The 23,420-nt window shown below is 67.2% G+C and carries 24 protein-coding genes, 1 pseudogene and 1 riboswitch; of the genes and pseudogenes, 7 read left to right on the top strand and 18 right to left on the bottom strand.

The genetic code is table 11. The features are described from left to right. Positions 1-1,257: an HlyD family type I secretion periplasmic adaptor subunit gene (locus ACTJI5_RS05690; protein ID WP_440859653.1), complete on the top strand. Its 1,257-nt coding sequence runs from the start codon at positions 1-3 to the stop codon at positions 1,255-1,257. On the opposite strand, the gene ACTJI5_RS05685 is transcribed toward ACTJI5_RS05690, so the two are convergent. The 15 genes and pseudogenes from ACTJI5_RS05685 to ACTJI5_RS05615 all read right to left on the bottom strand — a co-directional run bounded on the left by ACTJI5_RS05685 (position 1,203) and on the right by ACTJI5_RS05615 (position 15,679). Beyond that, positions 1,203-2,276, bottom strand: coding sequence for a transglutaminase-like cysteine peptidase (locus tag ACTJI5_RS05685; protein WP_440859652.1), 1,074 nt, complete (start codon positions 2,274-2,276; stop codon positions 1,203-1,205). The two genes, ACTJI5_RS05690 and ACTJI5_RS05685, sit on opposite strands and share 55 nt — an antisense overlap. 84 nt (positions 2,277-2,360) lie before the next feature. Next, positions 2,361-2,885, bottom strand: coding sequence for a bifunctional adenosylcobinamide kinase/adenosylcobinamide-phosphate guanylyltransferase (cobU, locus tag ACTJI5_RS05680; RefSeq protein ID WP_310250589.1), 525 nt, complete (start codon positions 2,883-2,885; stop codon positions 2,361-2,363). Then, a complete protein-coding gene (locus ACTJI5_RS05675; protein ID WP_440859651.1) occupies positions 2,882-4,339 on the bottom strand; it encodes a cobyric acid synthase in 1,458 nt (485 codons plus the stop codon). The genes cobU and ACTJI5_RS05675 overlap by 4 nt, the downstream gene beginning before the upstream one ends. Further along, positions 4,327-5,265, bottom strand: coding sequence for an adenosylcobinamide-phosphate synthase CbiB (gene cbiB / locus ACTJI5_RS05670; RefSeq protein WP_440859650.1), 939 nt, complete (start codon positions 5,263-5,265; stop codon positions 4,327-4,329). Before cbiB ends, ACTJI5_RS05675 begins: the two co-directional genes overlap by 13 nt. After that, the gene (locus ACTJI5_RS05665; RefSeq protein WP_440859649.1) at positions 5,258-6,232 is read right to left on the bottom strand and encodes an aminotransferase class I/II-fold pyridoxal phosphate-dependent enzyme; all 975 of its coding nucleotides are present in this window, start codon (positions 6,230-6,232) and stop codon (positions 5,258-5,260) included. Before ACTJI5_RS05665 ends, cbiB begins: the two co-directional genes overlap by 8 nt. Continuing rightward, a complete protein-coding gene (locus tag ACTJI5_RS05660) occupies positions 6,229-6,948 on the bottom strand; it encodes an adenosylcobinamide-GDP ribazoletransferase (protein ID WP_440859648.1) in 720 nt (239 codons plus the stop codon). Before ACTJI5_RS05660 ends, ACTJI5_RS05665 begins: the two co-directional genes overlap by 4 nt. Continuing rightward, the gene (locus ACTJI5_RS05655; protein WP_440859647.1) at positions 6,945-7,514 is read right to left on the bottom strand and encodes a histidine phosphatase family protein; all 570 of its coding nucleotides are present in this window, start codon (positions 7,512-7,514) and stop codon (positions 6,945-6,947) included. Before ACTJI5_RS05655 ends, ACTJI5_RS05660 begins: the two co-directional genes overlap by 4 nt. Beyond that, a pseudogene (cobT, locus tag ACTJI5_RS05650) lies at positions 7,511-8,513 on the bottom strand (nicotinate-nucleotide--dimethylbenzimidazole phosphoribosyltransferase). Before cobT ends, ACTJI5_RS05655 begins: the two are co-directional and overlap by 4 nt. Continuing rightward, a complete protein-coding gene (locus ACTJI5_RS05645; protein ID WP_310250611.1) occupies positions 8,510-8,917 on the bottom strand; it encodes a DUF1636 domain-containing protein in 408 nt (135 codons plus the stop codon). Before ACTJI5_RS05645 ends, cobT begins: the two are co-directional and overlap by 4 nt. After that, positions 8,917-9,462 carry a hypothetical protein gene (locus tag ACTJI5_RS05640; protein WP_440859646.1) on the bottom strand — a complete coding sequence of 182 codons (546 nt, stop codon included), beginning with the start codon at positions 9,460-9,462 and terminating at the stop codon, positions 8,917-8,919. The genes ACTJI5_RS05645 and ACTJI5_RS05640 overlap by 1 nt, the downstream gene beginning before the upstream one ends. Beyond that, on the bottom strand, positions 9,462-11,426 hold the full coding sequence (locus ACTJI5_RS05635) for a TonB-dependent receptor plug domain-containing protein (RefSeq protein WP_440859645.1): 1,965 nt from the start codon (positions 11,424-11,426) through the stop codon (positions 9,462-9,464). Before ACTJI5_RS05635 ends, ACTJI5_RS05640 begins: the two co-directional genes overlap by 1 nt. A 142-nt stretch (positions 11,427-11,568) precedes the next feature. Beyond that, positions 11,569-11,752, bottom strand: a riboswitch (cobalamin riboswitch). Positions 11,753-11,803: 51 nt separating this feature from the next. Next, positions 11,804-13,261 carry a S41 family peptidase gene (locus tag ACTJI5_RS05630; RefSeq protein WP_440859644.1) on the bottom strand — a complete coding sequence of 486 codons (1,458 nt, stop codon included), beginning with the start codon at positions 13,259-13,261 and terminating at the stop codon, positions 11,804-11,806. Between the two features lie 34 nt (positions 13,262-13,295). Further along, positions 13,296-13,994 (bottom strand): RlmE family RNA methyltransferase, encoded by a 699-nt coding sequence (locus tag ACTJI5_RS05625; protein ID WP_440859643.1) that lies wholly within the window; start codon positions 13,992-13,994, stop codon positions 13,296-13,298. Further along, entirely contained in the window at positions 13,991-15,082 is a 1,092-nt protein-coding gene (locus ACTJI5_RS05620) for a Ppx/GppA phosphatase family protein (protein ID WP_058538667.1), read from the bottom strand. Before ACTJI5_RS05620 ends, ACTJI5_RS05625 begins: the two co-directional genes overlap by 4 nt. A gap of 189 nt (positions 15,083-15,271) precedes the next feature. Next, positions 15,272-15,679: a glycine zipper 2TM domain-containing protein gene (locus ACTJI5_RS05615; RefSeq protein WP_058538668.1), complete on the bottom strand. Its 408-nt coding sequence runs from the start codon at positions 15,677-15,679 to the stop codon at positions 15,272-15,274. A 161-nt stretch (positions 15,680-15,840) separates the two neighbouring features. Between ACTJI5_RS05615 and ACTJI5_RS05610 the strand changes: the two genes are divergently transcribed. After that, positions 15,841-16,842 (top strand): esterase-like activity of phytase family protein, encoded by a 1,002-nt coding sequence (locus tag ACTJI5_RS05610; RefSeq protein ID WP_440859642.1) that lies wholly within the window; start codon positions 15,841-15,843, stop codon positions 16,840-16,842. Between the two features lie 37 nt (positions 16,843-16,879). Here the strand turns inward: ACTJI5_RS05610 and rpmB are convergent, their stop codons facing one another. Beyond that, the gene (gene rpmB / locus ACTJI5_RS05605) at positions 16,880-17,173 is read right to left on the bottom strand and encodes a 50S ribosomal protein L28 (RefSeq protein WP_440859641.1); all 294 of its coding nucleotides are present in this window, start codon (positions 17,171-17,173) and stop codon (positions 16,880-16,882) included. A gap of 140 nt (positions 17,174-17,313) precedes the next feature. On the opposite strand from rpmB, the gene tadA reads away from it, so the two are divergent. Further along, complete coding sequence (gene tadA, locus ACTJI5_RS05600) at positions 17,314-17,769, top strand: tRNA adenosine(34) deaminase TadA (RefSeq protein ID WP_440859640.1); 456 nt, start codon at positions 17,314-17,316, stop codon at positions 17,767-17,769. An 86-nt stretch (positions 17,770-17,855) separates the two neighbouring features. On the opposite strand, the gene ACTJI5_RS05595 is transcribed toward tadA, so the two are convergent. Continuing rightward, a complete protein-coding gene (locus ACTJI5_RS05595) occupies positions 17,856-18,560 on the bottom strand; it encodes an NAD-dependent deacylase (protein ID WP_058538671.1) in 705 nt (234 codons plus the stop codon). Between the two features lie 126 nt (positions 18,561-18,686). Between ACTJI5_RS05595 and dapB the strand changes: the two genes are divergently transcribed. The 3 genes from dapB to ACTJI5_RS05580 all read left to right on the top strand — a co-directional run bounded on the left by dapB (position 18,687) and on the right by ACTJI5_RS05580 (position 21,549). Continuing rightward, on the top strand, positions 18,687-19,415 hold the full coding sequence (gene dapB, locus ACTJI5_RS05590; protein WP_058538672.1) for a 4-hydroxy-tetrahydrodipicolinate reductase: 729 nt from the start codon (positions 18,687-18,689) through the stop codon (positions 19,413-19,415). Between the two features lie 4 nt (positions 19,416-19,419). After that, positions 19,420-20,076, top strand: a complete 657-nt coding sequence (gene nth / locus ACTJI5_RS05585; protein ID WP_439513619.1) for an endonuclease III — start codon at positions 19,420-19,422, stop codon at positions 20,074-20,076. Positions 20,077-20,175: 99 nt separating this feature from the next. Next, entirely contained in the window at positions 20,176-21,549 is a 1,374-nt protein-coding gene (locus ACTJI5_RS05580) for a M20/M25/M40 family metallo-hydrolase (RefSeq protein ID WP_310250642.1), read from the top strand. A 3-nt stretch (positions 21,550-21,552) separates the two neighbouring features. Here ACTJI5_RS05580 and ACTJI5_RS05575 read toward each other — a convergent pair whose 3' ends face one another. Continuing rightward, positions 21,553-22,143: a TetR/AcrR family transcriptional regulator gene (locus tag ACTJI5_RS05575; protein ID WP_310250645.1), complete on the bottom strand. Its 591-nt coding sequence runs from the start codon at positions 22,141-22,143 to the stop codon at positions 21,553-21,555. A 33-nt stretch (positions 22,144-22,176) separates the two neighbouring features. Here ACTJI5_RS05575 and ACTJI5_RS05570 point away from each other — a divergent pair, with 33 nt between their 5' ends. After that, a complete protein-coding gene (locus ACTJI5_RS05570) occupies positions 22,177-23,343 on the top strand; it encodes an aromatic ring-hydroxylating oxygenase subunit alpha (protein ID WP_440859639.1) in 1,167 nt (388 codons plus the stop codon). The last annotated feature ends 77 nt before the right edge of the window (positions 23,344-23,420 follow it).

Below are 23,420 nucleotides of genomic sequence, written 5' to 3'. Positions count from 1 at the left end.
ATGGGAATCGTGAAATTCTGGCAGCGCCTCCGCGGGAGCGAGCAGATCATGGTCGGGGCGGCGGCGGGTTTCGTGCTGTTCCTGCTGTGGGCGAGTATCGCACGCGTCGATGAGGTGTCGCGCGGGCAGGGCCGCGTAATCCCTTCGTCGAAGGTGCAGATCATCCAATCGGCCGAACCCTCGACGATCCGCGAAATCCTCGTGCGATCGGGGCAGACGGTGAAAAAGGGCCAACTGCTCGTGCGGCTCGACAATACGACGTCGCAGTCCGAACTCGGCCAGCTCGAAACCGAAAATGCCCGCCTCGCGCAGCGCGCAGCGCGCCTTGCGGGCGAAGGCGGCGGGGCGGGTTGCATTGGGACAAGCTGCGGCGACGAAACGCGGCTGGCCGAGGTCCGGCGCTCGTCGCTGCAAAGCCAGCTCGCGGCGCTGTCGGCCAGCGTCGAGCAGCGCCGCCGCGATATGGGCGAAGCGCAGGCGACCGCCTCGTCGCTCGAAAGCAGCCTGAGCCTCGCGCGCGAACAGGTCGCGATGCTCGCGCCGCTCGCGGCAAAGGGCGTCGTGCCGCAGACCGAGCTGCTCACCGCGCAGCGCGAGGTCGTCGACATCCAGGGCCGGCTCGCCGCGGCGCGCCAGGCGATTTCGCGCTCGCAGGCCGCGGTGCGCGAAGCGGGCGCCGAAGTGTCGCGCGCGCGCTTCGATTTCCAGCAGGAAGCGCTCAACGAACGCAGCCAGCTAACGACCAAGATGGCGGTGAATGAGGAAACGATCCGCGGCGCCGAAGGGCGGCTGGCGCGATCCGAAATCCGCTCACCGACGCGCGGGGTCGTCAACGACCTGCTCGTCAACACGCTCGGCGGTTATGTGAATGCGGGCGAAAAGATCATGCAGATCGTGCCGCTCGGCGACAAATTGCTGATCGAAACGCGCGTCACCCCGCGCGACATCGCGTTCATCAAGGTCGGCGACCCGGCGAATGTCAAGGTCACTGCGTACGACTTTTCAATCTATGGTGGGCTCAACGGCAAGGTCGTCCGCGTCTCCGCCGACAGCATCTATGACGAGGTCGAACGGCAGGCTTATTTCACCGTCGTCGTCGAAACGACCAACAGCTATCTGACGTCGAACGGTCGGCGGCTGCCGATCACCCCCGGCATGCTATGCGATGTCGAAATCGTGACCGGAAAAAAGTCGGTGCTGAGTTATTTGCTCAAGCCCGTCTTGAAGGTCAGCGGATCGGCGCTTACCGAACGCTGATTGTTCAGCGCCAGCGCGTAGGATTTTTGCGACGCCGGGATCGCCGCGAAATTCGCCGACGGCTGTGTGCCGCGATAGGCGTGGACCCAGCGGCGGTTCTCGCTGAACGACAACACCGGACGCACCGCATTGGCCCGGCTGCCGTCGTAAAGCCGGTCGGTCACATTATCGAGGACGACCTTCCCGGCGTCGGTCTGGACGAGCAGGAAGGCATGGTCGGCGTTCGCGGCGAGGTCGCGAAGGAGGACGAGCTTCATGCGGTCGGCGTCGACTCCCGCGGCGCGCAGCATCTGCATTTTCAGAATCGCGAAATCCTCGCAATCGCCTTTGCCGCGCGCGATCGTTTGCTCGGCGGTCGCCCAGAAATCGCGCTGCCGGTAATTGCGGTCGTCGTTCACATAGGCGATCTCGCGATTGACCCATTGATTGACCCGCGCGAGCAGGTCCTGCTCGGCCAGCCCCGGCGAAGCGTTCGCGCGGCGTAGCTTGCTTTGCATCAGCCCGGCGGGCGCGGCGCGGCGGACATGATCCCAGCGGTCGTCGAAACGCGTGCGTTTGACCGGGATCGCGCGGGTGCCGAGTTCGGCGGCCGGATCATATTCGGCGGTTTCAACGAGCGGTACGAAAATCGACGGCGCACCGCAGCCCTCGGACGAGGCGAAAGCGATCGGGGTGCGGCTGGCGGGCTCGAGCGCCTGCCGAACCGGGAAAGCGGCGAGGCCGGCGGTGATCGGTACAGCGGCAGCGGCTTCGGACGTCGCGATTCCCTGCTGGTCGGCCCGGATGCGCTCGAGCGCGCTCGGCGCTCCGCCCAATATGGCGCGTGAGATGTCGGCCCTGGCCGGCGGCGCATAGCTCGCCGCGACGGGGCATGCGGCCTTGCTGCCCGCCAACGCCTTGGCATTGAACAGCTTCGACGAGGCGTGCGCGTGCGACGGCGTCAGCGCTACGGCGGCAAGCGCGATGGAGACAGGAAGCCATCGCGAATCGCCAGCGACAAGATGGGCATGCTTTCTCATGCGGCCCGATTTGCCGGGGCGGCGTGAGGATATGCTTCATGACGATAGTAAACGCAGCATTCAGCACGTTTCGGAAAGCGAGGGCTATGCCCCGCGCGGCTTGAGTGTCAGGGGCAGTCCGGCGGTGAGCAGCACCACTTCGTCCACCGTCGCCGCGACCGACTGGTTGAGCTGCCCGGCTGCGTCGCGAAACGCCCGTGCGAGTGCATTGTCGGGCACGATGCCGAGGCCCACTTCGTTCGCGACGAGGATCAGCGTGCCTTCGAAGCGGTTGATCGCATGGCATAATTGGCCGCCCGCACGCGGAATGTCGGCGTCGGCGAGCAGCAGGTTCGAGACCCAGAGCGTCAGGCAGTCGACCAGCACGACCGCATCTTCGGCATCCAGCGCGTCGATAGCGGCGGGCAGGTCGCGCGGCGCCTCGACCGTGCGCCAGCGCGCGTCGCGGTCGGCCTGGTGGCGGGCGATCCGCTCGTGCATCTCGTCGTCGAACGCTTCGGCGGTCGCAACGAAGACCGGGCTGCCGCCCGCAGCTTCGGTGCGCGCCTGCGCATAGCGGCTCTTGCCCGATCGCGCGCCGCCGAGCACGAACAACGACGATCCGCTCATGCGCCGATCCCCGCGATGCGCAGCATCGCATCGATATCGGCATGCCCCGCAAACTCGGCTGCGATGTCGTCGAGCGCCGCATCGACGTCGGCGGCATAGTCGCGCCCGCCGCCTGCTACCTCGATCCGCGCCAGCAACGCGCGGCGCAAGTCGGACGAAGCGAACAGGCTGTGGAGATAGGAGCCGATGACATTGCCTTCGCTATTGATCGCCCCATCCCGCGCACCGTCCTCCAGAACGGCGAATGGCTGCGCCGTACCGGGGCCGCAGGTTTCGCCCATATGCATTTCATAGCCCTCCACCGCCGCTCCTAATGCGGTGCCCTGCACGTGACGCAACGTCTTTGCAGGCGAAAGAATCGTTTCGACGTCGAGCAGGCCGAGTCCTTCGACTTCGGCCGGCGCGCCTTCGAGCCCCAGCGGGTCGGCGATCCGGCGCCCGAGCATCTGGTAGCCCCCGCACAGCCCGACGATCATCCCGCCGCGCCGGTGATGCGCCTTGATGTCGATGTCCCAGCCCTCGGCACGCAGCGCCGCGAGGTCGGCGATCGTCGCCTTCGATCCCGGTAGCACGATGATCGCCGCCTCGGTTGGGATCGGCCGGCCCGGCGGCACCATCACGATCTCGACACCGGACTCGAGCTTCAGCGGATCGAGGTCGTCGAAATTCGAGATGCGCGGAAGGATCGGGCAGGCGATCATCTTACGCCCCTCGCGCGGGTCGGCGGGGCGTTCGAGGATCACCGCATCCTCGCTCGGCAAGCGCGCGGCGGCGCTCAGCCACGGGATCACGCCGAACCCCGGCCACCCGCTGCGCGTCTCGATCTCGCGATAGCCGTCCTCGAACAGCGCGGGGTCGCCGCGAAACTTGTTGATCAGGAAGCCGCGGATCATCGCGGCGTCCTCGACGTCGATCACCGCGCGCGTCCCGACGAGCGAGGCGATCACGCCGCCGCGGTCGATATCACCGATCAGCACGACGGGCACGTTCGCGGCGCGCGCGAAACCCATGTTCGCGATGTCGCCCGCGCGCAGGTTGATCTCGGCGGGCGATCCGGCGCCTTCGACGATGACGATGTCCGAGGCGGCGCGGAGGCGTTCATAGCTTTCGAGCACTTCGGCCATCAGCGCGCCGCGCGCCTCGCGGAAATTGCCGCTGCCGAGCGTGCCGCGCACGCGGCCGTGGACGATCAGCTGCGAGGTGCGATCGGCCTGCGGCTTCAACAGCACCGGATTCATGTCGCTGTGCGGTTCGACGCGGCACGCGACGGCTTGCAGCGCCTGCGCGCGCCCGATCTCGCCGCCGTCGGTCGTCACAGCGGCATTGTTCGACATATTCTGCGGCTTGAAGGGAAGGACGCGAAGGCCGCGATTGGTCAGCGCGCGGCACAGCGCCGCGACGAGCACCGACTTGCCGACGTCGGAGCCGGTGCCCTGCAACATCAGCGCAGCCACAGCGCGCCCCCCGCGATCAGCCACAGCAGCAGGCAGGCGCGGATATAGATGGTGAGCGCGCGGTCGATTTCGTCGCCGCCCGCGTCGCTGGTCCCATCGCCGATCCATGGTTTGTCGTGCATCACGTCGTCATAGGCGATCGGGCCCGCCAGCCGAAGCCCGAGTACGCCCGCCATCGCCGCTTCGGGCCAGCCGGCGTTGGGCGAAGCGTGGCGCCGCGCGTCGCGCCACAATACACGCCAGCCGCCACCGCCCGCCAGGCAGATGAGCACGCCGGCCAGCCGCGCCGGAATCCAGTTCAGAAGATCGTCGAAACGCGCCGCCGCCCAGCCGAAGGCGCGCCAGCGCTCCTCGTGGTGCCCGATCAGGCTGTCGGCAGTGTTCACCGCCTTATACGCCCATACGCCCGGCAGGCCGAGGAGGAGCAGCCAGAAGAGCGGTGCCGCGACGCCGTCGCAATAGCTTTCGGCAAGGCTTTCGATCGCCGCGCGCGCGACCCCGGCTTCGCCCAGTGCGGCGGTGTCGCGGCCGACGATCATGCCGACCGCACCGCGAGCGCCGGTGAGGTCGCCGGCATCGATCCGCTCGCCGACCGCGCGCACATGATCGAACAGGCTGCGCTGCGCGAGCGCGGGCCAGGCAAGGATCGCCACGCCGATCCAGCCCCAGCCGCCGAGCGACGCGAGTAGCAGGCGCTGAAGCGCCCAGCCGGAGCCGGCAACGAGGATCAGCAGGACGAGCAGGGTCAGGACACCGAGCACGCGCCGTGCGCCGAAGCTATATTCGGGACGGTTCCACCGCGCCTCGCAACTGTTGATGATCCGCGCAAACAGCCCGACGGGGTGGCCGATGTGGCGATAGAGTGCGCGCGGCCAGCCGAACGCTGCGTCGAGCGCGAGTGCGGTGAGCGCGACTGGCTCAGCCATCGGTTAGCGCCGCTTCGAGCCGCGCGCGCGCGGCGGCGTGGGCGGGGAGGCCGATCCGCAGCCAACGCGGCTGGTCGGCGAAGGGACGCGTCAGGATCGCGCGCCGCGCGAGCCGTTCGAACAGCGCATGCGCGTCGCCGGTTTCGATCAGGCGAAAGAGCGGGCAGTCGCCGATCGGCCGATGACCCTGGCGCACCAGCAGGGTGTCGAGCGCGGCGGCTTCATCGGCGAGCCGGCGCCGCGCGGCGGCGATCCAGTCGCGGTCGGCATAGGCAGCGGTTCCGATCGCGATTGCGGCCGCGGATAAGGGCCATGCACCAAGCCGTTCGCGCAGCGCCGCGACGATGGCTTGCGGCGCGACGACGAAGCCGAGTCGGATGCCCGCGAGGCCGAAAAATTTGCCGAAGGAGCGGAAGACGATCAGCCTTCTGCCGTCATCGACCAGCGGCGCGATACTCGTGGCCGGATCGGTGTCGGCAAAGGCTTCGTCGACCAACAGCCAGCCGCCGGGTCCGCGCCCGTCCAGCAGCGCCTGCATCGCCGCGGCGCCGGTCGCGCGGCCGTCGGGATTGTTGGGGTTGGCGAGGATCAATGTGCCGTCGTGGCCGCATGCCGCTTCGGGGGCGATCGGCGTGCTTCCCGCGACCATTTCGCCATGGGTGCGATAGCTCGGCGCGATATGCCGTGCGAGGCCTTCGATCAGCGTCCCGGTCAGGCGCAGGCCGATCTCGCTTCCGGGCACGGCGCAGACATGGCGGGCGTCGACACCGAAACAGGCGGCGGCGACGGCTTCGAGCTGCGCGAGTGCGTCGGGGTCGGGCAGCCGGTGCCAGTCGAAAACCATAGCGGCCGCGCCGGGCCAGGGGTGCGGATTGATCCCGGTCGACAGGTCGATCCAGTCGCCATTCCCGAACGCGCGCTTCGCGGCTTCGAGCCCGCCGCCGTGCCAGGTCCATGGGCTGCTCATGCAAGATGCGCCAGCAGCAGGGCGGCGGCGAGCAGCAGGCTTTCGGCGATCTCGATTCCCGCGCCATGGCCATCGCCTGAAATCCCGCCGATCCTGCGCAGTAGCCACCAGCCACAGAGGAGGAAGATCAGGGGTGCGATGAGCAGCGAGGGTGATACCCACGCTGCAGCGACGAGAGCCAAGCCCCAGATGACGAAGTCCACTGGCCGCACGGCATTGCGGAAACGCGACCCGAGTCCCGCGTGAAGGTCGGGCAGCGCGCGCGACCATGCGAGCGGGCCGATCCGCGCGGCAAAGGGTATGAGCGCGATGGCGGCGAACATCTGGCGATCGAGCAGCGCGTGGAGCAGCACCAGCTTGGCGATCAGTTGCAGCGCGATGGTCACCACCGCGAAGCTGCCAACATGCGGATCGGAGAGGACGCCGAGCAGGCGTTCGCGGTCCTTGTGCGCCGCCCCGCTTGCGTCGGCGATGTCACCGAGCCCGTCGAGGTGCAGCGCACCGGTGACTGCGACCCAGAGGATGAGCGCGCACGAGGCGCCGGTCCACGGATCGATCCGCGCGCCGGCCCAGCCGCCTGCAGCGACAATCGCGCCGACGATCAGCCCGACTGCGGGAAACCAGCGCATCGACGCCGCGAATTCGTCGCTCGACACCGAAATGCGCGGGGTGGGGAGGCGCGTCAGGAACTGGATCGCGACGATGAGCCCCTTCATGGATAGAGCCCCGCGATCTGCGCGCTGGGCGGTTCGCCCGGCCAGACGCAGAGCGAGAGCAGCGCGGCGTAGGGCAGGTCGAACGCCCAGAGCTGGCGCTGGTCGAACCCGCACAGCGCATGGAGCGCGGCGCGCATCGCGCCGCCGTGGGTGACGATCAATGTTGGAACCGGCGCAAGGTCGGCGATGGCGGCGGACACGCGCCGGGCGAACACCGACCAGCGTTCGCCGCCGGGCGGGGGATTGGCGTCGGGATCGCTCCAGAAGCGGCCGAGCGCGTCGCGGTCGATGGTGCTCGCCGCTTGGCCGTCCCAGTCGCCGAAATCGAGTTCGCGCCAGCGCGGATCGATGATGAGCGGCACGCCCAGCGCCGCGCCGATCGCTTCGCCCGCCGCGCGGCTGCGGTGAAGGTCGGATGCGATCAGGCGTTCGATGCCGAGGTTTTGGGCCTGCGCCACGCTAGCCGCGATGCCCTCGGCGGTCGGCGCGCCATCGGTGCGTCCCATCAGCAAAGCCGGCGTTTCGGGCGCGCCGTGGCGCAGCAGATGGAGCGCGAAGCCGGTCACAACGACGCCGAAACCTGCGCTTCGGCAAAGGTCGCCATTTGGTCGTGCGCGGCGAGGGCGCTGCGAATGATGTTCGCCGCGACCGCCGCGCCGCTGCCTTCGCCCAGCCGCATGTCGAGCGACAGCAGAGGGGCGAGGCCGAGCAGGTCGAGCAGACGCTTGTGTCCCGGCTCGGCCGAGCAATGGCCCGCGATGATATGGTCCGCGATCGCGGGATTCTCGGCCGCAAGCGGTGCGATGGCCGAGGTGCAGATGAAGCCGTCGAGCAGCACCGGAACGCCAAGCTGGCGTGCGCGCACGATCGCGCCCGCGATCGCCGCAATCTCGCGCCCGCCGACGCGGCGCAGCGTCTCGAACGCCGAGCGCGGCGCATCGATGTGAAAGGCGAGCGCACGCTCGATCACCTCGACCTTGCGCGCGATGCCGTGGCCGTCGACCCCGGTGCCGGGGCCGACCCATCCCGCCACGCCGCCGGCGAAGCTGCGCGCGCAGAGGGCGGCGGCGGCGGTCGAATTTCCGATCCCCATTTCGCCGAGGACGATCAGGTCGAGGTCGGCGTCGACCACGGCGGCGCCGCGGTTCAGCGCATCGAGGCATTCGGCCTCGCTCATCGCGGCATCGACGGTGAAATCGGCGGTCGGCCGGTCGAGATCGAGCGCGACGACGGCGAGTTCGAGCCCCGCCGCGCCCGACAAAGCGTTGATCGCGGCGCCGCCGTTCGCGAAATTGGCGACCATCTGTGCGGTGACGCTCGGCGGAAAGGCGCTGACGCCATGGACGGTGACGCCATGGTTGCCGGCGAAGATCGCGGCGCGACCGCGGGNCGCGGCCCTGCCAGCCGGCGAAAAAGATCGCCAGATCCTCGAGCCGCCCGAGCGATCCGGCGGGTTTGGTCAACTCGCCTTGCCTTACCCGCGCGTCGGCGGCGGCCCCGGCATCGGGATCCCGCAGGTTCGCAAGCGCGGCCTCGAAGGCATGGACGGAGGCAAAGCTGGTCATTCGGCGACAAATCCTGGTGGCGGGGTGCGGGTGATGAAATGCCCTTTGACGCCTTCGGGCCAAAGCGAAAAGGGGACGCGGCCATGCTCGCTTGTCGCATAATGGACCGCATAGTCGAGGATGGCGCGCGCGGACTCTTCATCGCCCTGAAACCGGCCGAGGACATAGCCGACCTTGTCGGGCGCGCGCAGGTGGACGGTGCAATGGTCCTGGCATGCGAACAGGCACGCCATTTCCTGCACCGCGATGCCGGCGTAGCGCGGATCGCCTTCCTTAAGCTGTTTCAGCGCCTCGACGAGCCGCGCACCACCGCGCACGCCGTCGGCGTCGTCCCGGGATTCGCGGCTGTGGCGGCAGGTGTTGCACACCACGACCGCGGGGCCCGGGTCGACGCGCGTCAGCATTATGCCGCCGTTGCCGGTTGCGGCGGCGCCGGGACGCCAACCGCGACGAGCGCGCGATACAGGGCGTAAAGCCCGATCAGGATCGCACCGTTGCGCACGAACTGTTCGGCGAGCAGGTCGGGTGCCATCGCGGTGTGCAGCCCGCCGAGCACAAGCGCCCATAGGAGGATGATGCCCTTGAACGCCGTGAACCCCGCCGCATAGGCGAGGCTGAGCCGCGCCGCGACCGAGCGGTATGGGAGCGCCCGCAACGCCGCATAGCTTGCGAGCGCCGATCCCACCGCGGCGGTGCCGAGCCCGGCGCCCCAGCCGAGCGTGCTCCCGTCGCGCGGATAGCCGAGCAGAAAGAAGCCGACGAACTGGCTCGCGGCCCAGGCGAGCAGCATCAGCGCCACGCCGTCACGGCGGCGCATATGCACCGCCGCGAGCGCCGCAAGCGCCGGAAAGGGGGTCGCGCAGGCGAGCGCGAGTGTCGTCGCGGTGCTCGCTGCCGTCAGCAGCGAGACCCAGAGCGCCGAGGCGCTCCGGTCCGACAGCGCGGCCATCAGAAGCGACCCCGGATGCCGGCGTAGATGCTGCGGCCGAGCGAGCCATAGCGGAACGCCGTCATATATTGCTCGTCGAAGATATTCTCGGCGCGCGCGAACAGCTTCACCGCATCGGACAGCGCATATTCGGCGCGCAGGTCGACGAGCGTATAATCGTCGAGCCGCGTCGCATTGCTCGCATTGTCATAGCTCTTGCCCGACCAGCGCACCGCCGCACCGAGTTCGAGCCCGAAGCCGAAGGCATAGCTCGCCGAGGCGTTGGCGGTGTTGCGGGGGCGGCGCGGCAGCCATTTGCCGAAATTGGCGGTGCCTTCCGAGCGGTCCTCGGCGACGATCCAGCTGGTATTGCCATCGAGCGTCAGCCCGCCGAGCGTGAGCGCCGCGGCCGCCTCGACGCCATGTGCTTCGCTGCGCGCGACATTCAGATAATAGCCGAAGCGCGGGGTCGCCGGGCTGCTGCCGGGCACCGTGCAGAGCGGATCGGTCGAGGTCGGAAAGCTGCAGCTGTTGAAGATGATCTGGTTCGTCGTCGTGCGGTCGAACCAGCTCGCGCCGACGACGAGCTTGCGGTCGAACAGATGCTGCTCGATGCCGGCTTCCCAGCCATGCGCTTCTTCGGGATCGAGCCCGACATTCCCATATTCACTGAACAGCTGATAAAGCGACGGCGCCTTGAAGCCTTCGCCATAGCTGGCGCGCAGCACGGTGCCGGTGGCGAGACGCCAGACGCCGCCCGCCGCGAACAAGGTTTGCCCGCCGTAGCGGTCGTGATCGTCATAGCGGACGCCGCCGTTGAGCGTCAGGCCGTCGATCGGCTCGATGCTCAATTGACCATAGGCGCTCGTGAGTTCGGCCTTGCCGCGCACGAACGCCGGAAGCGGGGTCGCCAGCGATGCCGAGGGCGAACGGCTGCGGAAGTCCGAGCGTTCATTCTCGGCCCCGAAGATCGCGGTGATGCGATCGGTAAAATCGAAGCTGCCCTGATATTCCCAGCGCTTGTTCTGGCCGTCGGCCTCGAAGCTCTGCGGGCGTGCGCGGTCGGGGTTGAAATTATCGCGGTTGGTGTCGGTATAGGCAAAAGCGACGCGGTTGCGGAACCGTCCGCCCGCGAGGTCGAAATTGAGCCCCGCATAGCCGACGAATTCCTTGTTGAGCCCATAGTCGTTGCTGTCGGTATTGAAGCCGTCGAATTCGACGCGGCCGCTCGAATAATAGCCGCGGACCTCGGCGCTGACATTGTCGGCGAGCGCCAGTTCGGCGCGGCCCGAAAGATTAGTGTTGCGATAGCCGTCGCGCTCGACCCCGCCGAACGCCTTGGCGTGCGACGAAATGCCGTCGGTGGTGAAGCGCTGGCCGCCGAGGCGCCAGGCGAGCGGGCCGGTACGGCCGCCGATCGCCGCGCGCGCGCTGACGGTCTCGCGCGACCCGGCCTCGAGGTCGAAGCTGCCTTCGAGCGATTTTTCGGGCGAGGCGGTGACGACGTTGACAACCCCGCCGATCGCCTGGCTGCCCCACAGGATGGATTGCGGGCCGCGCAGCACCTCGATCCGGTCGATATCGCCGATGAGCAGGTTGGCGAAGTTGAAGCCGCCGCCGGTCGACGACGGATCGTTGAGCTTCACCCCATCGATCACGACGACGGTGTGCTCCGATTCGGCGCCGCGGATGCGCAGCGAGGTCGAGGTGCCGTAGCCGCCGTTGCGCGCAATGCTGATGCCGGGCGTGCGGAGCAGCAGTTCGGTGACGCCGATATCCTGCGCGCGGTCGATCGCTTCCTTGTCGAGCACGGCGATCGACGACGGCACTTCGTCGAGCGTCAGCGGCGCGCGCGTCGCGGTGACGATGATGCTGTCGCCGTCGGCGGCGACAGCGTGCGCGGTCGACGCTTCGTCGGCGAACGCAGCGGAGGATGCCGCAACGGCGGCGAGGCAGATCGAACTTCGGAAAAACACTTTAAACACAGGATAACCCCTCGACAATGCCGCTCACGAACACGGTCGATGCGGTTGTCCCGGGGACACACGACATCGCCCGCGCCCATGCGCGGCCAAGCTTGTCGTCATGCGGGTTCACCCCCGTCCGCCCGGCACACCCTGTCCGCGCGAAAGACGACGGCGACGGGCAGGTCTCCTGGCTTGCGGGTCAGCGCCGGTCGGCCGCCTTCTCGGGACCGGAATCCCAATGGCAAGTGGCCGATGGCTCGCCGCGTACAGTTGCAGGGGCAGCCGGGGTTTTCCCGTTCCCTCTTAGTCCCCGTCGCCGGGGAACCTGTCGCTTGCCGCGGCCGTTAGCCCCTTTTTCGGGCCGCGGTCAATTGCTGCGATGCAGCAGGGGGCGATCAGAACAGCCCGGGCAGTTCGCGCTGCGCCGCGCTCGGCCGCTCGGGGGTCAGCATTTCGGGCTCGGCGAGCACGCGCGCGCTGCGGCTCCGCGCCGCCGCCCCCGCGCTGGCGTCGGCGATCCGCGTGGTACAAGCGGTGCCCGACAGGAAGCCGATCGCGGCGCGGATCGACGCCTCGCGCGGGTCGCCGAGCGGGACGGTCAGATCGTCGCTCGCAGCGCAGCTGTTCGTGATTTTCGGAGCGAGGCCGTCATAATAGTCGCCCGCGCCGGCCGAATTGGCCGTCGCAAAGGCGACGACGCGCATGCGGTCGTCGCATTCGGCCTTGTCGAGCGCGATCTGGCCGACCGGCTTGCCATAGGTGTTGCCGCCGACCAGCGTCATATTGGCGCCGAGATAGGGCAGCATCGAATTGATCACGAGTTCGCTCGCCGACGCGGTCGACGCGGTGCCGATAAAGGCGATGCGCGTCGGCGCGATCGACTGGCTTACCGGCGCAAAGCGGTGCTCGTCATTCTCTGCGGATTTGTTCGGACGAAAACGGGTCTGCGAAAACAGCTGCCCGGCGCGGCCCGCGCCCATCAAATCGCCCATCAGATTGGCGGTCGAAACGAGGCCGCCGCCATTGTAGCGGAAATCGATGATGATGTCGGTCACGCCGCGCGCGCCGAAATCGGCGAAGGCCGCCTTCAACTGGGCGTCCGCCGACGAGATGAAGGTGCGGAGGTTAAGATAGCCGTAGTTGCGGCCGCCCTCGGTGATGATCTTTGCGCCATAGCGGTCCGAAACCGGGTCGAGCGAATAATCGGCTTTGGCAACGGTGACGTCGCGCGTTCCGGCCGCGTCGGTGATGCGCAGCACGCGGCTGACCCCGGGGTCGCTCGGGCCGAGTGCATTGGTGAGGCCCGCGGTCCCTTCGGCGGCGACGATGCTCGCCACGCTACGCAAATTTCCGCTGTTCGTGCCGATGGCGACGATCGCGGTGCCGCGGTCGATCCCGGCAGCAAAAGCCGGCGCGCTCTCATAGGCTTCGGCAATGAGGATGCGCTGACCCGCCGCATCATAGCTCATGCGGACGCCGAAGCCCGCGCTCGACCCACTGGCGTAGAAGGCGTTCTCCTCGGCGATCGAGGTGATGTAGGTAAAGAAACGATCCTTGTTCAGCGCGCGCGCCGGGGCGACGAGCGCGTCGATATAGGATTCGACATTGCTATGGCTCGCCGCGCTGACGTTCGCGATGTCGTTCGGGAACAGATACCATTCGTCGATCACCGCTTTCGCAAAAGCCTGGCGCGACGCCAGCGCGCAAGTGGCGGTCGGGGTGGGGGTTGGCGTTGGGGTGACCGTGACGGCGCCGCCGCTTCCGGGGGTGCTCGAACCACCCCCGCCGCCGCACGATGCCAGCATCAGCGCGGCAAGCGTCATAGCCGCGACCGACTGCCCCGACTTGGCCATCAAAATTCTCCCCCGGTTCGAGCCATTACACTGTTTATTCCGCGTCCTTGCTCCGGCCCTTGAAGCCTTGGGCGATGACATAGAGCTCGGGCGACCCCTTGCGGCTCGCCGGCGGTTTGGCGTGCTTTACCGTTGTGAAGTGACGTTTTAGTAGAGTCAGCAGTGTGTGATCCGCCCCGCCCGCGAACACCTTGGCCACAAACGCGCCGCCGGGCAGCAGATTCTGCACCGCGAAATCGGCGGCGGTTTCGGCAAGGCCGATCGTGCGCAGATGGTCAGTCTGTTGATGGCCGACAGTGTTCGCCGCCATGTCCGAAATGACGAGGTCGGGGGCGCTGCCGAGCGCTTCGATCAGCGCGTCGGGCGCCGCATCGTCCATGAAATCCATTTCGAGGATTTCGACGCCCTCGATCGGCTCGCAGTGGAGCAGGTCGATCCCGGCGACACGCGCGCGCGGGTTCGCCTTGCGTACGACCTGCGACCAGCCGCCGGGCGTGATGCCGAGGTCGACGACCGCGCGCGATTTCTTGATGAAGCCGAATTTCTCGTCGAGCTCGATCAGCTTGTACGCGGCGCGCGAGCGATAGCCCTCGGCCTGCGCGCGGCGCACATAGGGATCGTTGAGCTGGCGTTGCAGCCAGCGCGTCGACGAGACGCTGCGCTTGCGCGCGGTTTTGACGCGCACATGGAGACCGCCGCGGCCGCTGCCACCCTTTCCGCCGGCACCGCTCATTTGCGATACTCGCGGCGGGTGACGGGGATGTCGCGGCCCTGCATCGCCAGCGTGCGCAGGATGCCCTCGCGGATGCCGCGGTCGGCGACACCGACACGCACGGCGGGCCACAGGTCGATGATGCTCTCGAGGATCGCGCAGCCCGCGACGACCAGGTCGGCGCGCTCGCGGCCGATGCATGCGATTTCGGCACGATCGGCGATGCTCGCGTCGGCAAGGCGGCGGCTGATGTCGCGCATCGCATCGGATGGGACCACCAGCCCGTCGACCGCGCGCCGGTCGTATCGCGGCAGGTCGAGGAAGACGCTGGCGAGCGTCGTCACGGTGCCGCTGGTGCCGAGCAGGCGCAGCTTCTGACCGGCAAAGCGTTCGGCGCGCCCGGCAAAGGCGGCAAAAGCTTCGCGCGTCACTTCGCGCATATGCGCATAGGCGGCCTGGCGGCCGGCGAGGCTGTCGTCGGGAAGCGGCGCATGTTCGGTCAGCGAGACAACGCCCCACGGCACGCTGATCCAGTCGTGGATCTTGACGTCATGGTCCGACACATCGACGTGCATCAGCTCGGTCGAACCGCCGCCGATGTCAAAGATCAGCGCCGGGCCTTCGCCGGGCTCCATCAGATTGTGGCAGCCGAGCACCGCGAGCCGCGCCTCTTCGGCGGCCGAGATGATGTCGAGGACGATGCCCGTTTCGCGGCGGACACGCTCGGCCAGTTCCTCGCCGTTGCTCGCGCGGCGGCACGCTTCCGTCGCGACCGCGCGCGACAGCGAGACGTGGCGGCGGCGCAGCTTGTCGGCGCAGATCGACAGCGCCGCGACGGTGCGGTCCATCGCCGCGTCGCTGATGCGGCCGCTGCCGTGCAAGCCTTCGCCGAGGCGGACGATGCGCGAAAAAGCGTCGATGACGACGAGCTCGCCATTTTGCGGGCGGGCGATCAAAAGCCGGCAATTGTTGGTGCCAAGGTCGATCGCGGCATAGCTGCGCGGCCGCGTGATCGGCATCGGACGCGATTCGCCACCCGCCTTGTTTCGTCCTTTTACCGCCGGGCCTGGCCGCGGCGGTCGCCCTGATGGCGCTGCCATTTGCCGCATGGCTATCGTAACCTGTTCTGCTCACGCGCCCGCAAGACCGCAGGCGTGCACTTGGCAGCAAACCTAGGCTTTCCCGGCCATTATGGCAAGGCCTCCTCCCCGGCCTGCTGGGCGCAAAGAAAACCCCGCCCGGCGCGGGGCCGGGCGGGGTGGAGGAGGGAAGGAAATTATTGGGGGTCGGGACAGCCCTTAACGGCAGCCGTCATTCCCCTTGTCGATCGCGCGGCCGGCGAGGGCGCCGACAGCGCCGCCGATGATCGTGCCGACCGTGCGGTCGCCGCGGCCGGCGATTTCATGACCGGCAAGGCCGCCTGCAATCGCACCGATCACGGTGCCGCCGGTGCCCTTGTCGCACTGGCGATAGTTGCGGCGGTCACCACGGTAATAGCGGCGATCGTTGCGGTAATCGCGGCGGTCGCGGCGATAGTCGCGGCGGTCATAGCGGTCGTAGCGACGATCGTCGCGGTCGTAGCCGCTGTAATAGCTCGAATAGCCGTCGCGGTCATAATAACCGTTCTGCGCCGCGGCGGGAGCCGCCATGCCCAGCGTCGCGGCGGACATCAGGGCGGCGATCGAGAGGGTCACCATCTTTTTCATTGTCGTTCTCCTTCGTCGTCATTGGCCCGACTGGGCTTTGTCGATGAAACAGGTTTTGCCTGATTCGCATTGAGCGAAGCCTGAACATGGTTGTTGGCTGATGTTCAGCTTTCTGCGGCGAACCGCTTCCCTTTCGCGTATCGCCGCCCTAACCCGCGGCGATGCGCCGCTTGCTCTTCGCTGCCCTGATCTTTCTTGCCGTCGGTCCGGTGCCCGGCACCGTCATGCGCTTTCCCAAGGGCGACATGACCGAAGGCGCCGCCGCGCGTCCGCTGGTTTTCGCGCCCGAGGCTTCGGGTGCGATGCGGTTCGTCCGCGGCTGGCATCTCGTCAGCCCGCACAGCCGGTTCGGCGGCTTTTCGGCGCTCGCGCGGATGGGGCCGGACCGGTTTCAGCTGATCGGCGACAATGGTTATGGAGTGCGCCTGACGCTCGATGCGCGCGGTTCGGTTTCGGATGTCCGGATTCGCGCGCTGCCGACGCCCGACGGCAGGCCGCAACGCAAATCCATGGTCGATGCCGAGGCGATGTTTGTCGCCCCCGAAAGCGGCAAGAGCTGGATCGCGCTCGAGGGGATCAACGAAATCTGGCGACTCGATGCCGGTCTTTCGGCAATCGAGTCGCGACGCAAGCTGCCCGAACCGGCGCGCTGGCCCAGGAATCGCGGGCCTGAGGCGATGACGCGGCTGCCGGACGGCCGGACGGTGGTCTTTCTGGAAGACGCCAACGACGATCCGCGCGGGCGCGAGGCGTTGATCTACACCGGCGATCCGGCCGCGCCCGGTCCCGCGCCGATTCGCTTCTTTTATGATTCGGCGGGGCGCGGGCTGGTCAGCGCTGCCGCGGCGCTGCCCGACGGGCGCATCCTGATCGTGCACCGGCGGCTCGGCTTCGACCCCGTTTTCACGACGATCGTCGCTGTCGTCGACCCCGCGGACATAAAGAAGGACGCTGTCGTGCGATCACGGACGATCGGCCGCGTCCCGGCGGCGCTCGCCGAAAATTATGAAGGCGCGGCGATTTCGGTCGAGCAGGGGCGGACCTGGCTGTGGCTCGTTGCCGACAATAATTTCAATGTCTGGCAACGCAGTCTGCTGCTGCAATTTGAACTGGTGGGCCTGCCGTCGAAAAAGAGGCCGGACAGCAAAAAGGCCGCGCGGTGATCCGGCGGCCTGATTGCTTTTAGCGATTCGAAAGCGCTTAAGCGGCCTTTTCGGCCAGCTTCTTTGCGACTTCCTTCTTCACCTTGCGCGCCGAAGTCGACAGCTGGTCTTCGCCGGCCTTCAGCAGCCAGTTGTCGAGACCGCCATTATGCTCGACCGTGCGCAGGCCGTGGGTCGACACGCGCAGCTTCACACCCTTGCCGAGCGCGTCCGACAGCAACGTCACATTCTGCAGGTTGGGCAGGAAGGTGCGCTTGGTCTTGTTGTTGGCGTGGCTCACATTGTGGCCAACCTGGCGGCCCTTGCCGGTCAGTTCGCAGATGCGCGACATGGTCTTCGTCCTCGTCAAAAAAATTTCGGATCGGCGTCCGGGCACTTCCCGCAAAACGGGGAATACAGGACCGGAGTGAGCCGGGAAAGGCGCGCGCTTATCGGCTTGCAGGAGATTCGTCAAGCGCATAGGCCGCTTTTATGGCCCAGTTTCCGCTCCCCGAACCGATGCGCCGCGCGCTCGATCTCGCCCGCATCGCCGCGGAATGGGGCGAAGTGCCCGTCGGCGCGGTGATCGTCAAGGACGGTGCGATTATCGCCGAGGGCCACAACCGCCCGCGCGAATCGCACGACCCGACCGCGCATGCCGAAATCGTCGCGATTCGCATTGCAGCGTCCAAGCTCGGCAACGAGCGGCTCGACGGCTGCGACCTCTATGTGACGCTCGAGCCGTGCGCGATGTGCGCCGGCGCGATCGCCCACGCGCGAATCGCGCGGCTCTATTATGGCGCCGACGATCCGAAGGGCGGCGCGGTCGTCCACGGTCCGCGCACTTTCGCGCAGCCGACGATCCACCACCGGCCCGAGATTTATGACGGCATCGGCGAAGATGAAGCGGCGGCGCTGCTCAGAGATTTCTTCGTGGCGCGGCGGTAGAAACCTACCGTCGCCCCTGCGAAGGCAGGGGCCGCGAGAGATTCAGCGCTATGCCCACGGCGGCCCCTGCCTTCGCAGGGGCGACGTTATTCCTTCAACATCTCCGCCACCCACTCGGGCACCAGCCGCGTCGCCGGACCCTGCCGCGCCTCGTTGAACCAGTAGCTGCCCTGGCTCGGCTCCATATTGAGCTCGAGCGTCCGCGCGCCCGACGCGCGCGCCTCGCGCACGAAGCCCGCGGCGGGATAGACCGCGCCCGACGTGCCGATTGAAACAAACAGGTCGGCGCGGTTCAGGGCGTGGTAAATGTCCTCCATCCGGTACGGCATCTCGCCGAACCAGACGATGTCGGGGCGCAGGGTGCCGACGATGCCGCACGCGCTGCACGCTGGCCGGTCGAGCAACGGCCCCGTCCACGGCACTCGCGCGTCGCATGCGGTACACCAGGCATTGAGATGCTCGCCGTGCATATGGATCAGCCGTTTCGCGCCTGCGCGCTCGTGCAGGTCGTCGACATTCTGCGTGACGATCAGCAGTTCGCCCGGCCAAGCGGCGTCGAGCCGCGCGAGCGCTTCATGCGCGGCGTTCGGCGCCTTGGTCTGGATCGCCTCGCGCCGCATATCGTAGAAGCGCAGGACAAGGTCGGGATCGCGCGCAAAGGCTTCGGGGGTCGCGACATCCTCGACGCGATGCTGTTCCCAGAGGCCGCCGCTGTCGCGGAAGGTGTCGATGCCGCTTTCGGCCGAAACGCCGGCGCCGGTCAGGATGACGATATTCTGGATGTCACGCATAACTCCTCTCTATCCGCTCGCATCGAGCGAAGTCGAGATGCCCATCGGCATTACGTCATTTTGATGGGTATCTCGACTTCGCTCGACACGAGCGGCTAAAGGGAGCGGCAATTTAGGGGACGGCATATGACCAGCATCGGCATTATCGGCAGCGAAGGGCGGATGGGCGTCGCGCTCGCCGCCGCGATCTCCGAAGCGGGGCAGCGCAGTTGTGGCGTCGACCGGGGCGGCAATGTTCTGAGGCTCGCCAGCGACGCCGACGTTCTTGTCGATTTCTCGTCACCCGCGGCGCTCGAGGCGACGCTCGACGCCTGCGTTGCGGCAAAAACGCCGATCGTCATCGGGACGACGGGGCTCGAGGAACGCCATCATTATCTGATCGACGATGCCGCAAAGGATATCGCGGTGCTCCAGACCGGCAACACCTCGCTCGGCGTCACGCTGCTCGCGCATCTGGTGCGCGAGGCCGCGACGCGGCTCGGCGCCGACTGGGATATCGAGGTGGTCGAGATGCACCACCGGATGAAGGTCGACGCACCGAGCGGCACCGCGCTGCTGCTCGGGCAGGCGGCGGCGCAAGGGCGCGGGATCAATCTCGACACCTGCTCCGAACGCGGCCGCGACGGGCTTACGGGCGCGCGCGGTCATGGCAAGATCGGCTTCGCGTCCTTGCGCGGCGGGACGGTTGCGGGCGACCATGACGTGATCTTCGCGGGCCCCGAGGAGATGATCACCCTCTCGCACCGCGCCGAAAACCGCATGATCTTCGCGCGCGGCGCGGTGCGCGCGGCGCTGTGGCTGCTCCAGCAGAAGCCCGACCGCTACACGATGCCGCAGGTGCTCGGGCTTAACTGATCCGATGAAAAAGGCCGATATCTTCGAATTCTACCGGCGGCTCGCCGAACTCAACCCGAGCCCCGAGACCGAGCTGGAGTTCGGCAACACCTATCAGCTGCTCGTCGCGGTTGTGCTGTCGGCGCAGGCGACCGACGTCGGGGTGAACAAGGCGACGCGGCGGCTCTTTCAGGAGGTAAAGACCCCGCAGCAAATGATCGACCTCGGCGAAGAGGGGCTGAAGCAGCACATCAAGACGATCGGACTGTTCAACGGCAAGGCGAAGAATGTCATCGCACTCAGCGAAATCCTCGTCCGCGAGTTTCACGGCGAGGTGCCTGCCGACCGCGACACGCTCGTCGAACTGCCCGGGGTCGGGCGCAAGACCGCCAATGTCGTGATGAACTGCGCCTTCGGCGCCGAAACCTTCGCGGTCGACACGCATATCTTCCGCGTCGGCAATCGCACCGGGCTCGCACCCGGCAAGACCGTGCTCGCGGTCGAAAAACAGCTCGAAAAGAATACCCCCGCACCGTTCCGCGTCGGCGCGCATCACTGGCTGATCCTCCACGGCCGCTATATCTGCAAGGCGCGCACCCCTGAGTGCTGGCGCTGCCCGGTCGTCGACCTCTGCCGCTACAAGCCGAAGACGCCGGCACCGAAGGCGAAGAAGGCGGCATAGGAATCGTCGTCCCGGCGAAAGCTGGGACCGCTGCCGCCCGGCCACCACGATAGCGATCCCAGCTTGCGCTGGGATGACAGCTGGTTAGGGTCCGTTTCCATGCGCAACCTTACCGCTCCGCTCGCCCTCGCCGCCGCCTTGCTCGCCGCCGCGCCCGTCCACGCCAAGCCCGCCGATACCGAGGCGGCGAAAAAGATACTGAAGGACAGCGTTGCGATTCCGACGGTCGAGGGGCGTGGGCAGGTGCCGAAGCTCGCCGCCTATTATGCGAGCGTGCTGAAAGCCGCGGGCTATGCCGACAGCGATATCGAGATCACGCCGATCGGCGAAACCGCGACCTTCGCCGCGACGCTGCACGGTACGACGAAGCAAAAGCCGATCGTGCTGCTGGGCCATATGGACGTCGTCGAGGCCGATCCCAAGGACTGGACGCGCGACCCCTTCGTGCCGGTCGAGGAAGAGGGCTATATTTTCGGGCGCGGGTCGGAGGACAATAAGTTCGACGTCTCGATGATGGTCGCGACGATGGCGCAGCTCAAGAAGGACGGCTTCAAGCCGAAGCGATCGATCATCCTGCTGCTCTCGGGCGACGAGGAAACCTCGATGACCACGACGCGCGCGCTCGCAGCGAAGTATAAGGGTGCCGAATTCGCGCTCAACGGCGACGGCGGTGGCGGAACGATCGGCGAGGACGGCAAACCCAAATATTATGGCCTGCAGGCGGGCGAGAAGACCTATGCCGACTTCACGCTCGAAGTCACCAACCCGGGCGGCCACAGCTCGCGCCCGTCGGGCAGCAATGCGATCGTCCAGCTGTCGACCGCGCTCGCCAAGGTGGGCGCCTATCGCTTCACGCCGCAGCAGAATGAGCTGACCAAGGTCGGCATGCCGATCGTCGCCGACCAGGTCGGCGGCGATATCGGCGCGGCGCTGAAAGCCTTTGCCGCGAACCCGTCGGACGCGAAAGCCATTGCTGCGATCCGCGCCGACCCCGAATATATCGGCCAGATCGGCACCACCTGCGTGCCGACGCTGGTCAAGGGCGGGCATGCCGAGAATGCGCTGCCGCAGCGTGCGACCGCGAACATCAACTGCCGCATCTTCCCCGGCGTGCCGGTCGAAACGGTGCGCGCCGAGCTCGAAAAGGCGATCGCCGATCCGGCGATCAAGGTGAAGACCGATCCCGACGCGAGCGCGAGCGATGCCTCGCCGCTGCGCCCCGACGTCGTCGCGGCGGTGACGAAGGCGGTGCATGCGCGCGCGCCGGGCCTGCCGATCATCCCGTCGATGAGCGCGGGCGCCACCGACAGCTATCATTTCCGCATCCAGGGCGTGCCGAGCTATGGCGTCGCGGGACTATTTTCAAAGGCGAGCGACAGCTACGCGCACGGCCTCAACGAGCGCGTGCCCGTCGATGCGATCGCCCCCGCGCTCGCGCACTGGGACAGCCTGCTGCGAGACCTGTCGAAATAAGGGTCAGACGAGCGCGAAGACCGCGCGCTCGACCATCGCGACTGCCGCCTCGGCGCCGAAACTTTCGGCGTCGAGCGACAGCTCGAGCCACAGCCCGTCGACCATCGCGGTCAGCATGATCGCCAGCCGCTCGGCATCGGCCGCGCCGCACGCGACCAATAATTCGCCGAGCCGGGCGCGATAGCCGGCGTAACTTTCCGCGTGGATCGCCGCCATGCGCGCGTCGCTGCGCGCGAGCGCCCAAAAGGCGGTCCATGCGCCGAGCAGTTCGGGATCGGTCACCGGCGGACGGAAGCTGGCGGTGAGGTAAGCGGTCAGCCGCGCGCGCGGATCGCTGCCCGCCTGCACCATCGCGGCGGCGAAAATCGCGTCCATGCGGTCGCTCGTCGCTTGATAGGTCGCCGCGACCAGATCGTCGATGCCGCCGAAATAGTGGCGCAGCAGCCCCGGCGACACGCCCGCCTTCGCGCAGATCGCGCGGACGTTGGTTCCCGCCAGCCCATGCTCGGCAAGGCACGCCGCGGTCGCCTCGATCAGGTCCGCCCGGCGGGCATCGGCGCTTTCGCGCGTAAAGGCTTGGCGAACGGCGGTCATATTGTTATACATATGTACAACAAGGAACGAGATATGGCAACTGCACCCCTTCGCGATTCGAATCTCGACCCGCTCGATGGCTGGTCGCTGCCCGCCTGGACCTATAGCGATCCTGATTTCTATGCCGCTGAAATGGAACGGATCTTCCGTCCGAGCTGGCAGGTCGTCTGCCACAATAGCGACATCCCGAACGTCGGCGACTGGCACAGCATCGACTATTGCGGCGAGAGCGTGATTCTGGTGCGCGGCACCGACCGCAATGTACGCGCCTTCACCAATGTCTGCCGCCATCGTGGCTCGCGCCTTGTCGACGGCGCGGTGGGTTGCGCGAAGAAGCTCGTCTGCCCCTATCACGCGTGGACGTACGAACTCGACGGCCGGCTGACCGGGGTGCCCGATTCGGCGAGCTATCCGACGCTCGACAAGGGCAAGGCGGGGCTCGTCCCCGTCGGACTCGAACAATGGCGCGGCTTCTGGTTCGTGCGGCTCGAGGATGACGGCGGCCCGTCGGTTGCGTCGATGATGGCGCCCTATGAAGCGCAGGTCGCGCCCTACCGCTTCGAGGAACTCGGCGCGCTCGGCCGCGTCACGCTGCGCCCGCGCGACGTGAACTGGAAGAATGTCGGCGACAATTATTCGGACGGGCTCCATATCCCCGTCGCGCACCCCGGCCTCACCCGCCTGTTCGGCAAAAGCTATGGCGTTGAGGCCGAGGATAATGTTGACCGCATGTGGGGCGACCTGATCGACCGGCCGTCGGTGAACTGGTCCGAGCGCATGTATCAGCGATTGTTGCCGCCGGTCCCGCATCTACCCGAGGCCAACCAGCGCCACTGGCTCTATTTCAAGCTCTGGCCGAACGTCGCCTTCGACATCTATCCCGACCAGGTCGATTTCATGCAGTGGCTGCCAACCGGGCCGACGACGTGCCTGATCCGCGAGATCTCTTACGTGCTCCCCGATGAGCGCCGCGAGATGAAGGCTGCGCGCTATTTGAACTGGCGCATCAACCGTCAGGTCAACGCCGAGGACACCGAACTGATCACGCGCGTCCAGCAGGGGATGGCGTCGAAAAGCTTCACGATGGGACCGCTCAGCGACAAGGAGGTCTGCCTCAAGCATTTCTGTTCGCGAATGCGCGAGCTCATCCCCGAAGCGCGGTTGGAGCGAGCCCCGCCGCCGGGTTGGAGTCGGGCATGACAATAATATCCCCGTTCGCATCGAGCGAAGTCGAGATGCCCATCGGGAGCGCACGGCCTCGCGGTGTCTCGACTTCG

The organism is Sphingopyxis sp. 22461 (genome assembly GCF_052044915.1).
In the GTDB taxonomy this organism is placed as follows: Bacteria; Pseudomonadota; Alphaproteobacteria; order Sphingomonadales; family Sphingomonadaceae; genus Sphingopyxis.
The sequence above is the reverse complement of the archived record's forward strand: the minus strand, read 5'-3'. Positions and strand labels throughout refer to the sequence as shown.

Bases quoted from the DNA above. Each gene is read 5' to 3' on its own strand.
- ACTJI5_RS05610 (WP_440859642.1), top strand. From the start codon at position 15,841: ATGCGCCGCTTGCTCTTCGCTGCCCTGATCTTTCTTGCCGTCGGTCCG.
- cbiB (WP_440859650.1), bottom strand. From the start codon at position 5,265: ATGGCTGAGCCAGTCGCGCTCACCGCACTCGCGCTCGACGCAGCGTTC.
- ACTJI5_RS05595 (WP_058538671.1), bottom strand. From the start codon at position 18,560: ATGCGTGACATCCAGAATATCGTCATCCTGACCGGCGCCGGCGTTTCG.
- ACTJI5_RS05580 (WP_310250642.1), top strand. From the start codon at position 20,176: ATGCGCAACCTTACCGCTCCGCTCGCCCTCGCCGCCGCCTTGCTCGCC.
- ACTJI5_RS05575 (WP_310250645.1), bottom strand. From the start codon at position 22,143: ATGACCGCCGTTCGCCAAGCCTTTACGCGCGAAAGCGCCGATGCCCGC.
- ACTJI5_RS05625 (WP_440859643.1), bottom strand. From the start codon at position 13,994: ATGAGCGGTGCCGGCGGAAAGGGTGGCAGCGGCCGCGGCGGTCTCCAT.
- ACTJI5_RS05645 (WP_310250611.1), bottom strand. From the start codon at position 8,917: ATGCTGACGCGCGTCGACCCGGGCCCCGCGGTCGTGGTGTGCAACACC.
- nth (WP_439513619.1), top strand. From the start codon at position 19,420: ATGAAAAAGGCCGATATCTTCGAATTCTACCGGCGGCTCGCCGAACTC.
- ACTJI5_RS05615 (WP_058538668.1), bottom strand. From the start codon at position 15,679: ATGAAAAAGATGGTGACCCTCTCGATCGCCGCCCTGATGTCCGCCGCG.
- ACTJI5_RS05685 (WP_440859652.1), bottom strand. From the start codon at position 2,276: ATGAGAAAGCATGCCCATCTTGTCGCTGGCGATTCGCGATGGCTTCCT.
- cobU (WP_310250589.1), bottom strand. From the start codon at position 2,885: ATGAGCGGATCGTCGTTGTTCGTGCTCGGCGGCGCGCGATCGGGCAAG.
- ACTJI5_RS05690 (WP_440859653.1), top strand. From the start codon at position 1: ATGGGAATCGTGAAATTCTGGCAGCGCCTCCGCGGGAGCGAGCAGATC.
- tadA (WP_440859640.1), top strand. From the start codon at position 17,314: ATGGCCCAGTTTCCGCTCCCCGAACCGATGCGCCGCGCGCTCGATCTC.
- ACTJI5_RS05665 (WP_440859649.1), bottom strand. From the start codon at position 6,232: ATGAGCAGCCCATGGACCTGGCACGGCGGCGGGCTCGAAGCCGCGAAG.
- ACTJI5_RS05570 (WP_440859639.1), top strand. From the start codon at position 22,177: ATGGCAACTGCACCCCTTCGCGATTCGAATCTCGACCCGCTCGATGGC.
- dapB (WP_058538672.1), top strand. From the start codon at position 18,687: ATGACCAGCATCGGCATTATCGGCAGCGAAGGGCGGATGGGCGTCGCG.
- ACTJI5_RS05640 (WP_440859646.1), bottom strand. From the start codon at position 9,462: ATGGCCGCGCTGTCGGACCGGAGCGCCTCGGCGCTCTGGGTCTCGCTG.
- rpmB (WP_440859641.1), bottom strand. From the start codon at position 17,173: ATGTCGCGCATCTGCGAACTGACCGGCAAGGGCCGCCAGGTTGGCCAC.
- ACTJI5_RS05620 (WP_058538667.1), bottom strand. From the start codon at position 15,082: ATGCGGCAAATGGCAGCGCCATCAGGGCGACCGCCGCGGCCAGGCCCG.
- ACTJI5_RS05660 (WP_440859648.1), bottom strand. From the start codon at position 6,948: ATGAAGGGGCTCATCGTCGCGATCCAGTTCCTGACGCGCCTCCCCACC.
- ACTJI5_RS05630 (WP_440859644.1), bottom strand. From the start codon at position 13,261: ATGGCCAAGTCGGGGCAGTCGGTCGCGGCTATGACGCTTGCCGCGCTG.